This window comes from Cronobacter condimenti 1330 (assembly GCF_001277255.1).
In the GTDB taxonomy this organism is placed as follows: Bacteria; Pseudomonadota; Gammaproteobacteria; order Enterobacterales; family Enterobacteriaceae; genus Cronobacter; species Cronobacter condimenti.
The window spans coordinates 3385622-3400671 of sequence record NZ_CP012264.1 but is presented as its reverse complement, the minus strand read 5'-3'; the positions used below and the strand labels follow the sequence as shown (position 1 = coordinate 3400671).

The following is a 15050-nucleotide window of genomic DNA, read 5'->3' as shown; positions in this document are numbered from 1 at the left end:
TACTTTTTCTGACGTGCCAACTGTTCACTCCTATGACTGACGCTACCCCTCGCCGTTCCGCCTATTCCCGACTCCTTGACCGTGCCATGCGCATCCTTGCTATGCGCGATCATAGCGAACAAGAACTGCGTCGCAAACTTGGCGCTGTGCTACCCGGAAGACAAGAGGATGAGCAAGCGCAGGTGACGCCGGAAGATATCGAGAAAGTCATCGCCTGGTGCCACGAGCAACGCTATCTGGATGACGAACGTTTTGCAGAGCGCTATATCGCGAGCCGGGGCCGTAAAGGTTATGGGCCGCAGCGCATTCGGCAAGAGCTCCAGCAAAAGGGCATCCCGCGCGTATCGTGTGATATCGCCTTTGCCGCCTGTGAAGTGGACTGGGAGGCGCAAGCGCGCGATCAGGCCGAGCGCAAATTTGGCGCGCCGCTGCCGCGCACCTTCCCTGAAAAAGCGAAAGTGCAGCGGTTTTTGCTCTATCGCGGCTATTACATGGAAGATATCCAGGCGATCTACCGAAATTTTGAGTGATGACCCCATGCGGGGTTTTACTTCCCTGTAAAGAAAACTTATCTTATTCCCACTTTTTTCCGTTGAGCTCGGCCTGGCGGCAGCGTGCTGCGCCATTCGGGCGACACATTTCGTTAGCTTGATTTCAGGATAATTATGAGCAAGAGCACCGCTGAGATCCGTCAGGCGTTTCTCGACTTTTTCCATAGCAAGGGACATCAGGTAGTTGCCAGTAGCTCTCTGGTCCCTAATAACGACCCGACTCTGCTGTTTACCAACGCCGGGATGAATCAGTTCAAGGACGTGTTCCTTGGTCTCGATAAGCGTAATTATTCCCGTGCGACGACCGCGCAGCGCTGCGTGCGCGCCGGTGGTAAGCACAACGACCTGGAAAACGTCGGTTACACCGCCCGCCACCACACTTTCTTCGAAATGCTGGGCAACTTCAGCTTCGGTGACTACTTCAAACACGACGCCATTCAGTACGCCTGGGAACTGTTAACGGGCGCGCAGTGGTTTAACCTGCCAAAAGAGCGCCTGTGGGTAACCGTCTACGAAACCGATGACGAAGCTTACGAAATCTGGGAAAAGGAAGTTGGTATCCCGCGCGAACGCATTATTCGCATCGGTGATAACAAGGGTGCGCCTTACGCGTCTGATAACTTCTGGCAGATGGGCGATACTGGCCCGTGCGGCCCGTGCACCGAGATTTTCTACGATCATGGCGACCACATCTGGGGCGGTCCTCCGGGAAGTCCGGAAGAAGACGGTGACCGCTATATTGAGATCTGGAACATCGTATTCATGCAATTCAACCGTCAGGCTGACGGCACCATGGAACCGCTGCCGAAGCCGTCCGTGGATACCGGTATGGGCCTTGAGCGCATTACTGCGGTATTGCAGCATGTCAATTCTAACTATGAAATCGACCTGTTCCAGAAGCTGATTGCGGCTGTGGCGAACGTCACCGGCGCGACAGATCTGAGCAACAAATCTTTGCGTGTTATCGCCGATCATATCCGCTCTTGCGCATTTCTGATCGCCGATGGCGTTATCCCGTCTAATGAAAACCGCGGCTATGTGCTGCGTCGCATCATTCGTCGTGCGATTCGTCACGGCAATATGCTCGGTGCGAAAGACACCTTCTTCTACAAGCTGGTAGGACCGCTGGTAGAAGTAATGGGCGCGGCAGGTGAAGAGCTACAGCGCCAGCAAGCTCAGGTTGAGCAGGTGCTGAAAACCGAAGAAGAGCAGTTTGCCCGCACGCTGGAGCGTGGCCTGGCGCTGCTCGATGAAGAGCTTGCGAAGCTTAAGGGCGATACGCTCGATGGCGAAACGGCTTTCCGTCTGTATGACACATATGGCTTCCCGGTTGACCTGACCGCGGATGTCTGCCGCGAGCGTAACATCAAAGTTGACGAAGCGGGCTTTGAAGCAGCCATGGAAGAGCAGCGCCGTCGTGCGCGTGAATCCAGCGGCTTCGGCGCGGACTACAATGCGATGATTCGTGTTGATGGCGCCTCCGAATTTAAAGGTTATGACCACACTGAACTGACCGCCAAAGTGACCGCGCTGTTTGTCGACGGTAAAGCCGTTGAGCAGATCGCCGCCGGTCAACAGGCAGTCGTTGTGCTCGATGAGACGCCGTTCTATGCGGAGTCTGGCGGCCAGGTCGGCGATAAAGGCGAACTGAAAGGTAACGGATTCACTTTTACCGTGAACGACACACAAAAATATGGCCAGGCTATTGGCCATATCGGCGAACTCGCCAGCGGTGTCCTGAAAATCGGTGAGGGCGTTAAAGCGGAAGTGGACGAAGCGCGCCGCAACCGTATCCGTCTTAACCACTCGGCGACGCACCTGATGCATGCCGCGCTGCGCCAGGTGCTTGGCACCCACGTTGCGCAGAAAGGCTCCCTGGTAAATGACAAAGCGTTACGTTTCGACTTCTCCCACTTTGAAGCGATGAAGCCGGAAGAAATTCGCAAGGTTGAAGACCTGGTGAACGCGCAAATCCGTCGTAACCTGCCTGTTGAAACTAACGTCATGGATCTGGAAGCAGCGAAGGCGAAAGGCGCAATGGCGCTGTTCGGCGAAAAATATGAAGACCGCGTACGTGTATTGAGCATGGGCGATTTCTCAACCGAGCTTTGCGGCGGTATCCACGCCTCGCGTACGGGGGATATCGGCCTGTTCCGCATCGTGTCTGAATCCGGTACGGCCGCAGGTGTTCGTCGTATCGAAGCCGTTACGGGCGAAGGCGCACTGGCACTGGTGCATGCACAGAATGATCGTCTCAATGAGCTGTCCCATCTGCTGAAAAGCGACAGCCAGACGCTGAACGATAAAGTTCGTGCGATGGTTGAACGTACCCGCCAGCTGGAAAAAGAGTTGCAACAGCTTAAAGAGCAACAGGCGGCGCAGGAGAGTGCGAATCTCAGCAGTAACGCTGTCGACATCAATGGTGTGAAGCTTTTGGTGAGTGAGCTTCATGGCGTTGAGCCGAAAATGCTGCGTACCATGGTTGACGATCTGAAAAATCAGCTCGGCTCTGCGGTAATCGTGCTGGCAACCGTGGCAGAAGGCAAAGTCTCGCTGATCGCGGGGGTATCGAAAGATGTGACGGATCGCGTGAAAGCTGGCGAGCTGGTGGGCATGATTGCTCAGCAGGTTGGCGGCAAAGGCGGCGGTCGCCCGGATATGGCGCAGGCTGGCGGTACCGATGCCGCGGCGTTGCCTGCAGCGCTTAGTAGCGTTGAAAGCTGGGTAACCGCGAAGCTGTAACAATCGAAACGGCACGACAGACGCCATAACCCTTTGTTGTTATGGCGTCTTTATCTGTGTCGGAACTATAACGATAAAGTCGGGTTGATTTTTTTCTGGATCGGCTAAACTTAGGTTTAACAGAATGTAATGCCATGACCGCTTACTCATCAGGTGTTTGTCATCGCTTACTTTTTGGCGTTATATGATGGATAATGCCGGGATACAGAGAGACCCGACTCTTTTAATCTTTCAAGGAGCAAAGAATGCTGATTCTGACTCGTCGAGTTGGTGAAACCCTCATGATTGGGGATGAGGTGACCGTGACAGTTCTTGGGGTAAAAGGCAACCAGGTACGTATTGGCGTGAACGCCCCCAAAGAGGTATCTGTACACCGTGAAGAGATCTACCAGCGTATCCAGGCTGAAAAATCGCAACAGTCCAGTTACTGAGTTGTCGCGTCTCGCTCACACAGGCGAGGCGCATCCCCTTTCTTGATTTTCCCTTTCTTTTACCGTTTCTTGTGTTCCCCCGATGCCTTTTTCCGCTTTTATCTGCGCGGCCATTTACGGGCGTACCATTGCATTTGCGTTGATAAAACAGCCTTTTTGTTGGTAAAGCAGGCGGATTGGGCGGTAAATGTGCAAACGATGCAGAGTCGGGAAAAATTGTTTGACTTATAAGTCTCAGAAAGTAATATGTGCGCCACGCAGCGACGATGAGACGAAACAAACTCTTCGAAGCACTCGTAAGAGGCGTGTGGTGAGGTGGCCGAGAGGCTGAAGGCGCTCCCCTGCTAAGGGAGTATGCGGTCAAAAGCTGCATCCGGGGTTCGAATCCCCGCCTCACCGCCATTTTGCATCCGTAGCTCAGCTGGATAGAGTACTCGGCTACGAACCGAGCGGTCGGAGGTTCGAATCCTCCCGGATGCACCATATTTATTCATGATGTCAGCTATGACGCGTGGATCCGCAGTAAAGCAGTAATCCCGATGCATCCGTAGCTCAGCTGGATAGAGTACTCGGCTACGAACCGAGCGGTCGGAGGTTCGAATCCTCCCGGATGCACCATATTTATTCATGATGTCAGTAATGACGCGTGGATCCGCAGTAAAGCAGTAAATCCCGATGCATCCGTAGCTCAGCTGGATAGAGTACTCGGCTACGAACCGAGCGGTCGGAGGTTCGAATCCTCCCGGATGCACCATATTTATTCACGATGTCAGCAATGACGCGTGGATCCGCAGTAAAGCAGTAAATCCCGATGCATCCGTAGCTCAGCTGGATAGAGTACTCGGCTACGAACCGAGCGGTCGGAGGTTCGAATCCTCCCGGATGCACCATATTATCCGCGGTATCAGCGATGGTGACGTGACCTGGTGAGCGATGATTATCGCGATTATCCAGGGAGGATAACGCTGCTTCAGCAGCAGCCCGCAGGGTAAGGCGAAGCCGAATAATCCTCCTGGATGCACCATATTTATCCACGGTATCAGCAATGATGACGTGAGCTGGTGAACGATAATTATCTCGATTATCCAGGGACGGTAGTACTGCTCCAGCCGCGGCCCACACGTTAGATGAAGCCGAATAATCCTCCCTAATGCATCAAACTCTCTTCCTGACAAACGCTGCGCTTCTCCGAATACATTCCCCCCCCTTGTTAGATTCCAGGTGTTGCCCACTTTAAAAGTGTTTTCAGGCGGTTACCTTTCACACTATCGTCATTTTCATCATTATCCTCTCCCTGATATCCGTGCCTTCCACTTGCCTTAACAGCGACAAAATTAATGGTTTAAGCTAAAGTAACAATCCTTGCGGTCAGGTAATGAGGACAAGATGTACGAGCGTTACGACGGGCTTATTTTTGACATGGACGGCACGATCCTCGATACCGAGCCTACGCACCGGAAAGCCTGGCGCGATGTTCTCGGCCGCTACGGCATGCAGTTTGACGAACAGGCGATGGTCGCGCTGAATGGCTCACCCACCTGGCGTATCGCGCAGGCCGTCATTGAGCTAAATCAGGCTGACCTCGATCCTCATGCGCTGGCGCGTGAAAAAACGGCAGCGGTACAGGCGATGTTGCTGGATACCGTACGTCCGCTGCCATTAATTGACGTCGTCAAAGCCTGGCATGGTCGCCGTCCAATGGCTGTCGGTACCGGCAGCGAAAGCGCGATGGCAGAAGCGCTGCTACAGCATCTTGGGCTGCGTCACTATTTCACTGCGGTGGTCGCCGCCGATCATGTGCAACACCACAAACCCGCTCCCGATACTTTCCTGCGCTGTGCGACGCTCATGGGCGTTGCGCCTGAAAAATGCGTCGTGTTCGAAGACGCGGATTTTGGTCTTGAAGCGGCGCGGCTCGCGGGAATGGATGCCGTGGATGTGCGTCTGCTGTGAGCGACGCACTGTCGCTTTTTTCGCTCTTCACCAGCAGTTTTTTGAGCGCCACGCTGCTGCCGGGCAGTTCCGAAGCTGTTCTGGTGGCGTTGCTGATAAGCGCAAAAAGTACGCCCTGGCTTTTAGTGATAACCGCAACAATAGGTAATAGCCTTGGAGGGTTAACTAACGTTATTCTTGGGCGGCTGTTTCCGCTGCGCGAATCGTCGCGCTGGCAAGCGCGGGCGCAGGGTTTACTGCAACGCTTTGGTGCGCCGGCGCTGCTGTTAAGCTGGCTACCTCTGGTCGGCGATCTGTTGTGCCTGCTGGCAGGGTGGTTACGGCTTCCCTGGGGGCGGGTGATTTTTTTTCTGTGCCTTGGAAAGGCGCTGCGTTATATCGTCATCGCGGCAGCGACTTTACAGGGGATGACGTGGTGGCACTAATTGGATTGTTTGAGCGACCTTTCATCGTCAACCTTTACCATTACAATTATGCTTAATAAAAATATTTTCGACACGACAGGCGGGAGGTCAATTTGATCCCGGACGTATCACAGGCGCTGGCCTGGTTAACCGAGCATCCTGAGGCATTAAAAGGCATTCGCCGTGGGCTGGAGCGCGAAACGCTGCGCGTCACGCCTGAAGGTGAGCTGGCGACCACGGGGCATCCGGAAAGCCTGGGTGCCGCGTTAACCCATAAGTGGATCACGACGGACTTTGCCGAAGCCCTTCTGGAATTTATTACGCCCGTAGACGGCGATATCGACCACATGCTGACAGTCATGCGTGATATCCATCGTCATAGCGCCCGCGCGCTTGGCGACGAACGTATGTGGCCGCTCAGCATGCCTTGCTATATCAAAGAAGGGCAGGATATTGAGCTTGCACAGTATGGCACCTCGAATATCGGCCGCTTCAAAACGCTGTATCGTTCGGGGCTGAAAAACCGCTACGGCGCGCTGATGCAAACGATCTCCGGCGTTCACTACAACTTCTCGCTGCCGCTGGCGTTCTGGCAGGCGAAGTGTCAGGTCGAAGATGCTGAAAGCGGCAAAGAGGCGATTTCAGCCGGTTATTTCCGGCTCATCCGCAACTATTATCGTTTTGGCTGGGTGATCCCGTATCTGTTCGGCGCGTCGCCGGCCATCTGTTCGTCTTTCCTGCAAGGCAAGCCGACCAAACTGCCGTTTGAGAAAACCGACTGCGGCATGTACTACCTGCCTTACGCCACCTCGTTGCGCTTAAGCGATCTGGGTTATACCAATAAGTCGCAAAGCAATCTCGGGATTACGTTTAACGATTTACACAGTTATGTGGCAGGATTAAAGCGCGCTATCAAAACCCCGTCTGAAGAGTATGCGAAGCTGGGGCTTAAGAAGGATGGCGAGTATCTGCAAATCAACACAAACATTTTGCAGATCGAAAACGAGCTGTATGCGCCTATTCGTCCGAAGCGCGTAACACGTGATGGCGAATCGCCGTCGGATGCCCTGCTGCGCGGTGGCATCGAATATATCGAAGTGCGCTCACTCGACATCAACCCGTTCTCGCCAATTGGCGTGGATGAAAACCAGGTGCGCTTCCTGGATCTCTTCATGGTCTGGTGCGCGCTGGCGGATGCGCCAGAGATGAGCAGTGATGAACTGCTTTGTACCCGCACCAACTGGAACCGTGTGATCCTTGAAGGCCGCAAGCCAGGGCTTACGCTTGGCATCGGCTGCGAAACCGCACAGTTTCCGCTGGCACAAGTGGGCAAAGACCTGTTCCGCGATTTACGCCGCGTGGCGAATACGCTCGATAGCATTCATGGCGGCCAGGAATACCAGCAGGTTTGCGACAGACTGGTCGCGTGTTTCGACGACCCGGATCTCACCTACTCAGCGCGGATCCTGCGCTCAATGATTGAGAACGGTATCGGTGGCACGGGCCGGATGCTGGCGGACCGTTATCGCACGATGCTGCGCGAAGAGCCGTTACAGGCGTTGCAGGAAGAGGATTTCCGCAAGGAACAGGCAGCGTCGCTGGCGCGTCAGCGTGAGATTGAAGCGGCGGATAGTGAGCCGTTTGATGAATGGCTGGCAAAACAGGCGTAACAGAAAAGAAAAAGGCCACATCGCTGTGGCCAAATTGTCATCTCTGAACTCAGTGATGATGATAACAAATGCGCGTCTTTCATAAGTTCAGACCCGGCCCGCAAACATTAGTTCATTTTTATTTTAAAAAATCACTTATCGGAGGTGATCAGATGCCATTGCTTGATAGCTTCACTGTCGACCATACCCGTATGGAAGCGCCTGCGGTGCGTGTGGCGAAAACCATGAACACGCCGCATGGCGATACTATCACCGTCTTTGACCTGCGTTTCTGCGCGCCAAACAAAGAAGTGATGCCGGAAAAAGGCATCCACACGCTGGAGCACCTTTTTGCGGGCTTCATGCGCGATCATCTGAACGGCAACGGCGTTGAGATAATCGACATCTCCCCGATGGGCTGCCGCACCGGTTTTTACATGAGCCTTATCGGTCAACCGGACGAGCAGCGCGTTGCTGACGCCTGGAAAGCGGCGATGCAGGATGTATTGAAGGTGAAAGAGCAAAACCAGATCCCTGAGCTGAACGTATACCAGTGCGGTACTTACGAGATGCACTCGCTTGATGAGGCGCAGGACATTGCCCGCCACATCATCGAGCGTGGCGTTGGCGTGAACAGTAACGATGCGCTGGCGCTGCCGAAAGAAAAATTGCAGGAACTGCACCTGTAAAAATAAAAGCGAAATAATAAAAAAAGGGAGCCTGACAGGCTCCTTTTTTATTATATGATTGCCACGACGGTTATATTTATTACGCGCGATGCAGCTTTTACGACTTAAAACAAATTTTTATCCAGACCGTCAGAAATAATCGCCAAATAAACTATCGCATTAACATTATTTACACCCTTAACGATAACGAAGCGTGGTGACGGGCCGCGTTCCCGCTTCGCATAGCGTCAGTTTTACTGTTGCCGTTACAGTAAAACCATGAGCAAGAATATATGCTGCAAAGCAGTGCCGTCGCGGTGCGCAGGATCTTTCACGGGCGTCATAATCACTATCTAAGTAATAACAGACTGGGATCGAGGAATGAGAGGTTTTTTCAGGCGCGGCGCTCTTGAGCTATCGGTTAACGAGACGGGAAATACCACACGTTTTATTCGGCGTGCATTGCTGTGCATGGGCGGCCTGCTGGGGCTATTTTTTCTTATCGCCATTCTTTCGCTGTTGCATATCTCGCACGATATTAATGAACGAACCGATGCCCGCAGCCGCCATCTGTTTTTAAAAGCCCTGCAAAATCGCCAGGATACTATTAAAACCAACCTCAACGACTACTCAGACTGGGGTGAAGCGTACCTGAAGCTTCACCAGACCATTGATGTCCACTGGGCATGGGATCGCGGTAATCTCGGGCAGTCGCTCTATGAAATGTTCGGCTATGACGGCGTCTTCGTGGTGGATGGCAATGATGTCACCCGCTACAGCGTTGTGAACGGCAAGCTGCGCAACCAAAAAGCCGAACACTGGGTGGGTGAGCCTATGCTGAAAAGCCTGCGTATCGCCCTTGACGGCACCGACGGCGCGGCGATTGTCACGTCGATGGAATACCACGGGCAGCCTGCAATAGTGACAGCGGCCTGGATACGCAGCGGCGGCGACAGTGTTATCGAGGCTACGCAGGGCAATCCTTCTCTGATGATATTTATCGATGTGCTCACCGCAGACGAACTCGCGCGTGCAGGACGTGAATATGGCATTGATGAGCTACACGTACGTAAACCCGGCGAGGCATCGCCCGATTACCGGCAGGTGACGCTGTCGCTGCCGCTCGGCAACGGGCAGGTGACCATGGCCTGGCGTAGCGAAGATCCGGGGCACGACCTTATCGTCGTGATCCTGCCGCTGCTGATTTTTCTGTCGCTCTTTACGGCGCTGGTGGCGGGTATCGCTATGCGCAACGCGCTTAACAAGGCGCGGCTTAATGACGAGAACGCTTTTTTACTGGAGCAAAACCGGCTGGCACTGGCTGCAAGCGAGCGGCGCTTTCGCGATGTGGCGGAAGCGACCACCGACTGGATCTGGGAAACCGACGACGATCTGCGGTTCATCTGGCTTTCTGAACGGTTCCCGGTCATTACGGGGTATCGCATCGCTGACTGGATCGGGCGTAGGGTCACGGAGTTTATTCAGGAAGACCGGGCGACGCTGGAGGAGTGGTTCCACCAGCCGGGGCACGGCGGGCATCGCAACATGACGCACTGCCGCTATCTTTCCGCGCAGGGTCATCAGCGTTACTGCAATCTGGTCGCGAAACCTATCGCCACGCCGGAAGGCGGGCTGAGTTTCCGCGGCACCGCGACCGACGTTACGCTTGAGGTAGAAGCCCAGGCGCGCGTGCAGTACCTGTCCCTGCATGACGAACTGACCGGGCTGCCAAACCGGGTGCGCATGAAAGAGTTCCTTGAAGGCAAATTACAGTCGCGCCCGACCCGTGAACACCCGCTGGCGATGATAAGCCTCGATCTCGACAAGTTTAAGCCGGTCAACGATCTGTTCGGCCACGGCGTGGGGGATGAACTGTTGCATCAGGTGTCGGCGCGCCTGCGTGCCTGTCTGCGTGATTTCGATCTGGTGGCGCGCCAGGGCGGCGATGAATTTATTCTGATAATCCCGGACATCGAACGCAAGGAGGCGCTGGAGCAGCTTTGCGAACGCATTCTCAGCGAAATCAACCGCCCGTTCAGCGTGCAGGACCATGAAATTTTAATCGGCGCCAGCATGGGCATTGCGCTCGCGCCACAGGACGCGGTCAACGCCACCGATCTGCTGCGTTTTTCCGATATCGCGCTCTACAAAGCGAAAAGCAGCGGGCGCAACGGCTGGGTGTTTTATAACGCTGACATGGCCGAGCAAATCGTCCAGCGCCGGGAAATGGAAAACAGCCTGCGCGATGCTATCCGCGACGCGCAGTTCCAGCTGGTTTATCAGCCGCGCTATGACATGAACGCGGAAAACGTGGTGGCGGTAGAGGCGCTGTTACGCTGGCATCATCCGGAGCTTGGGCTACTGATGCCGGATCAGTTTATTCCGCTCGCGGAGGAGACCGGCCTGATTATTGCCATCAGCGACTGGGTGCTAAATGCCGCCTGCCGCGATGCGCAGCACGAGATGCCGGGCATTGCCATCTCGGTGAATATCTCTGCGGTGGAGTTTCGCACGCCGGGTCTGGTGGAGCGGGTCAAAGAGGCGCTGGCGACGTCGGGCCTGGCCCCTGAGCGTCTGGAGCTTGAGGTCACAGAAAACGCCACGCTCTCAAGCCCCGAGGTGAGCCTTGAAATAATGAACAGCCTCAAGGCGCTCGGCGTGCGGTTGCTGATCGATGATTTTGGTACGGGTTACTCTTCACTAAGCTACCTTCGCACGTTTCCGTTTGATGGCATCAAGCTTGATAAATCGTTCGTGGCGGGTATGCCGCACTCGGATAACGCCAACAGCATCGTGGAGAATATCATCGGGCTTGGCAAAGCGTTTTCACTCAGCATTACGGCCGAAGGGGTTGAAACGCCGGAACAGCTGGCGCAGCTTAAGATGTATCAATGCGATGAAACCCAGGGCTACTTTATGTGTCGCCCGTTGCCGCTTTCGCGTCTTAAAGCGCAGCTGCGCGAGCAGGGCATCGCGCCGGGCAATGACGCTGCATCGTGAATAAAAAAGGCCCGCCAGAGCGGGCCTTTTTATGCGCGGATCAGTGAGCGCCACCGCCGCCGCCACCGGCGCCGAAGGGCGGTCTGGCAAACCAGATAAGCCCGAGCAGGATCAGGAACACGCCGGCGGATGCCCAGAAAATCTCATTTGCCGAGATAATCAGCCCCTGGTTGGTTATCTGCTGAGCGATATACCCGGACGCCTGCTGTTGCGTCATCCCCATGCCCTGAAGCTGGTTATACATCTCCTGCGCGTTGGGGTTAAACGGCGTGATCGATTCAGTCATCTGCGCATGGTGCATCGATTCCCGGTTGGTCCAGAGCGTCGTGGTAATCGACGTACCGATAGAGCCTGCGAGCGTCCTTAAGAAGTTGGACAGACTCGACGCCGCCGCCAGCCGCTCAGGCGGCAGGCCGGAGAGCGTTATCGTGGTCAGCGGCATAAAGAAGCAGGCCACTGCGAAGCCCTGAATAAACTGCGGCCACGCCGAGGCGCCAAAATCCATACCCGGTTCAAAAGTGTATGCGCGCCAGTAGAAACAGACTGCATACATAATGAAGCTGAACGTCACCAGGCGGCGCATATCCAGACGGTGCGCAAAGCGTCCGATAATCGGCGAAAGGATGACGGGAATAATCCCGACTGGCGCTGAGGCGAGCCCCGCCCAGGTGGCGGTATAGCCATAGACCTCCTGCAACAGCTGCGGCAACAGCACAATCGAGCCGAAGTAGAGCATGTAAGCAAGACTGATGCTCAGACAGCCGATCGTGAAGTTGCGTGACTTGAAGAGCGAGAGGTCGACTATCGGGTGTTCGTCGGTCAGTTCCCAGACTATCAGGAAGCATAGCGCGACGACGGCCACCACCGTCAGCACCACGATTTCAGTCGAGTTAAACCAGTCGAGCTCTTTGCCCTGATCGAGCATCACCTGCAAACTGCCGATGCCGATAACCAGCAGCCCCAGCCCCACGGCGTCGATGCGCCGCTGTTCGGTACGTGTTTCGCGTCCGCGCAGCGATTGTAGCGTCATCAATACCACGACGATGCCGATAGGCACGTTGATAAAGAAGATCCAGCCCCAGTGATAGTTATCGCTGATCCAGCCGCCGAGAATCGGCCCGCAGATAGGCGCGACGATAACCGTCATCGACCACAGCGCCAGCGCAATAGAGCGTTTGGCGGGCGGGTAGTTGCTCAGCAGCAAGCTCTGTGAAAGCGGGATAAGCGGCCCGGCCACAATTCCCTGAATCACGCGGAAGAAAATCAGCATGTTCAGGCTATTGGAGACGCCGCACGCCCAGGAGGCAATGGCGAATGCGATGGTCGACCAGACAAAGAGCCGCACCTCGCCGACGCGTCTTGCGAGCCAGCCGGTTATCGGAATAGAGATAGCGTTCGCCACCCCGAATGACGTAATCACCCAGGTGCCCTGACTTAACGAGGCGCCCAGGTTACCGGCGATAGTCGGGATCGCCACGTTAGCGATGGTGGAATCCAGCACCTGCATGAACGTGGCAAGCGAAAGGGCGATGGTCATAATGACCAGTTGCGCCCCTTCCAGCGGTTTACGTTGCTGCATACAACCTCCGCGGTTAACCCGCGTTCGCCTGCACGATATCGTTAATCAGCTTGTTCACGGGCTCCAGGCTGATTTCGCGTGCGTTACTTTCATACGCAGGTTGCGAGCGGGTCTGGGTAGCCAGCACGCCGCCGTCGAGGTTGCTGGTATTCACTTTAACCAGCGTGGAAAGCCCGATGCGCAGCGGATGCTGTTCCAGCTGCTTCGGATCAAGCTCGATACGCACCGGCAGACGCTGAACCACTTTGATCCAGTTACCTGTCGCATTCTGGGCAGGCAGCAACGAGAAGGCGCTACCGGTACCCATATCAAGACCGATGACCTTGCCGGTGTATTCCACATCATCGCCGTAGATATCGCTAATGATGGTCGCCTGCTGGCCAATACGCATATGCGCCAGCTGGGTTTCTTTAAAGTTCGCGTCCACCCACAGTCCGCTCGCCGGCACAATCGCCATCAGCGGCGTGCTGGAGCTAATCTGCGCGCCTACCTGAACGGAGCGGCGTGAAACATAACCGGTCATCGGGCTGACGATTTTGGTACGTTGCAGCGCAAGCCAGGCGTTACGCACTTCAGTCGCGGCTTGTTTTACGGCAGGCTGATCTTCAAGCGTTGTGCCGAGGATCATCGCCTGGTTGGCGTTGTACTGTTGGATGGCAACATCAAGCTGCGCCTGGGCGCTGGCAACCGCATCGCGCGCATGCTGGAGCTCTTCACGACCGATCAAATTGGCGCTACCAAGCGGGACGCGACGGTTTAAGTCACTCTGGGCTTGCGCCAGTGCCGTTTTCTGCACCTCAATATTCGCCGCGTACTGCTTGCTGTTGATCATCAGCTGGCGGGTCTGGCGTACGCTTGAGGCAAGCTGAGTCTGGGCTTTTTCAAAGGCCTGTTGAGCGTCGGTTGGATCGAGGGTGACCAGCACGTCGCCTTTTTTCACAAAGTCAGTGTTCTCTACCCACACTTTAGTGACGCTGCCGGAGACCTGCGCCATGATTTGAACCTGGTTTCCTGCCACGTAAGCGTCGTCAGTCTCTTCGTAATGACGCGCCACTAAAAACCAATAAACCCCGTACGCCACGGCAATAACAACAAAGAGCAAGGTCAATAACAGCAGGGCGCCTTTGCGTTTGCCCTTCTTATTATTCACCGGTTGCTGCGGGGTCGTATTCTCCGCATTTGCGCTCATGTTTATCTCCACGTTCTTATTGTTGTTGTCGGCAGCAGCCGACCTCTGTTGTCAAAAAGGCCAGCACGAAAATGCTGGCCTGTCAGTGTAGCGGTTTCCTTGCAACAGCACGTTTGCGAAACGAGCGCTTATTGGCGCTTTAGCGAACGGCCTCAAGCAGCGTATTGTCCTCTTCCATCTGGTCAAGACGGTCAAGCAATTTGCGGGTTATCTGCTCCAGCTGTTCCTTTTCCTGGCCGCTTAATGAAGACCAGAGCTGATGCAGGCAGTTATGCTGCGGCGGCAGCACCTGACGTAAAAATTCCTGGCCTTTTTCGGTCAACTGTAAGTGCAGGCAACGGCGATCGTTATCGCTTTCGCGACGTTCGATCCAGCCGCGTTTTTCCAGCTCATCGGCAATGCGGGTGGCGTTCGTGCGCGACGATCCCAGTGCGCAGCTCAGCTCGCTTGGCTGAATACTGTGATTCTCCTGAGATTCCAGGGTCAGCAGCGCCATAAACAACGTCTCGTTAATCCCCTGAGCCTTCAGCATCTTATTGCGGTTTTCCAGCAGCTTGCCCTGCATATGCATGCACAGGCGAGTCAGCAGGATTTCCTGATATGGAAAATCCTCATAGCGACTGGCGCGAAATTTAAGCATCTGTTCAATGGGCGTAAACGAACTATCCATTTGGGTATAACCTCATTAATTGCAGCCGATATAGTAACGACGGTAACAAATCATGTAAATCTATTATTCAGATGAATCACTAAAGGCTACGTTACCGTCATGAGCTTCCGGACTATTCCATACTCCGGAGCGCCCGCCGCCTTGCCGGATGGCGCTGCGGCCTGGCGGGCATGAGAAAAGAACGACGCACTGGCGCTTCGCGTATCGGCGGAAA

Annotated in this window: 11 protein-coding genes and 5 tRNA genes; 13 read left to right on the top strand and 3 right to left on the bottom strand. The window is 55.0% G+C overall.

Going from position 1 to position 15050, the window contains the following annotated elements; translation table 11 throughout:
* Nucleotides 1-32: 32 nt before the first annotated feature.
* The 13 genes from recX to AFK62_RS15430 all read left to right on the top strand — a co-directional run bounded on the left by recX (nucleotide 33) and on the right by AFK62_RS15430 (nucleotide 11398).
* On the top strand, nucleotides 33-530 hold the full coding sequence (recX, locus tag AFK62_RS15490) for a recombination regulator RecX (protein ID WP_032983878.1): 498 nt from the start codon (nucleotides 33-35) through the stop codon (nucleotides 528-530).
* A gap of 135 nt (nucleotides 531-665) precedes the next feature.
* The gene (gene alaS / locus AFK62_RS15485) at nucleotides 666-3293 is read left to right on the top strand and encodes an alanine--tRNA ligase (protein WP_007663471.1); all 2628 of its coding nucleotides are present in this window, start codon (nucleotides 666-668) and stop codon (nucleotides 3291-3293) included.
* 245 nt (nucleotides 3294-3538) lie between these two features.
* Complete coding sequence (gene csrA, locus AFK62_RS15480) at nucleotides 3539-3724, top strand: carbon storage regulator CsrA (protein WP_000906486.1); 186 nt, start codon at nucleotides 3539-3541, stop codon at nucleotides 3722-3724.
* A gap of 309 nt (nucleotides 3725-4033) precedes the next feature.
* Nucleotides 4034-4126: transfer RNA gene (locus AFK62_RS15475), tRNA-Ser, on the top strand.
* Between the two features lie 4 nt (nucleotides 4127-4130).
* Nucleotides 4131-4207: transfer RNA gene (locus AFK62_RS15470), tRNA-Arg, on the top strand.
* A gap of 58 nt (nucleotides 4208-4265) precedes the next feature.
* Nucleotides 4266-4342 (top strand) — tRNA-Arg (locus AFK62_RS15465).
* Between the two features lie 59 nt (nucleotides 4343-4401).
* Nucleotides 4402-4478 (top strand) — tRNA-Arg (locus AFK62_RS15460).
* 59 nt (nucleotides 4479-4537) lie between these two features.
* A tRNA-Arg gene (locus AFK62_RS15455) sits at nucleotides 4538-4614 on the top strand.
* Nucleotides 4615-5110: 496 nt separating this feature from the next.
* On the top strand, nucleotides 5111-5677 hold the full coding sequence (gene yqaB / locus AFK62_RS15450; RefSeq protein ID WP_007681695.1) for a fructose-1-phosphate/6-phosphogluconate phosphatase: 567 nt from the start codon (nucleotides 5111-5113) through the stop codon (nucleotides 5675-5677).
* On the top strand, nucleotides 5674-6102 hold the full coding sequence (locus AFK62_RS15445; RefSeq protein WP_007681693.1) for a YqaA family protein: 429 nt from the start codon (nucleotides 5674-5676) through the stop codon (nucleotides 6100-6102). The genes yqaB and AFK62_RS15445 overlap by 4 nt, the downstream gene beginning before the upstream one ends.
* 92 nt (nucleotides 6103-6194) lie before the next feature.
* Entirely contained in the window at nucleotides 6195-7751 is a 1557-nt protein-coding gene (gshA, locus tag AFK62_RS15440; protein ID WP_007681691.1) for a glutamate--cysteine ligase, read from the top strand.
* Between the two features lie 152 nt (nucleotides 7752-7903).
* Nucleotides 7904-8419 (top strand): S-ribosylhomocysteine lyase, encoded by a 516-nt coding sequence (luxS, locus tag AFK62_RS15435; protein ID WP_032984939.1) that lies wholly within the window; start codon nucleotides 7904-7906, stop codon nucleotides 8417-8419.
* A gap of 360 nt (nucleotides 8420-8779) precedes the next feature.
* Nucleotides 8780-11398 carry a bifunctional diguanylate cyclase/phosphodiesterase gene (locus AFK62_RS15430; protein ID WP_053532016.1) on the top strand — a complete coding sequence of 873 codons (2619 nt, stop codon included), beginning with the start codon at nucleotides 8780-8782 and terminating at the stop codon, nucleotides 11396-11398.
* Nucleotides 11399-11438: 40 nt separating this feature from the next.
* Here the strand turns inward: AFK62_RS15430 and emrB are convergent, their stop codons facing one another.
* The 3 genes from emrB to mprA all read right to left on the bottom strand — a co-directional run bounded on the left by emrB (nucleotide 11439) and on the right by mprA (nucleotide 14836).
* A complete protein-coding gene (gene emrB / locus AFK62_RS15425) occupies nucleotides 11439-12977 on the bottom strand; it encodes a multidrug efflux MFS transporter permease subunit EmrB (RefSeq protein ID WP_007681686.1) in 1539 nt (512 codons plus the stop codon).
* A gap of 13 nt (nucleotides 12978-12990) precedes the next feature.
* A complete protein-coding gene (gene emrA, locus AFK62_RS15420; protein ID WP_007681685.1) occupies nucleotides 12991-14166 on the bottom strand; it encodes a multidrug efflux MFS transporter periplasmic adaptor subunit EmrA in 1176 nt (391 codons plus the stop codon).
* Between the two features lie 139 nt (nucleotides 14167-14305).
* The gene (gene mprA, locus AFK62_RS15415) at nucleotides 14306-14836 is read right to left on the bottom strand and encodes a transcriptional repressor MprA (RefSeq protein WP_007681681.1); all 531 of its coding nucleotides are present in this window, start codon (nucleotides 14834-14836) and stop codon (nucleotides 14306-14308) included.
* Nucleotides 14837-15050: the final 214 nt, after the last annotated feature.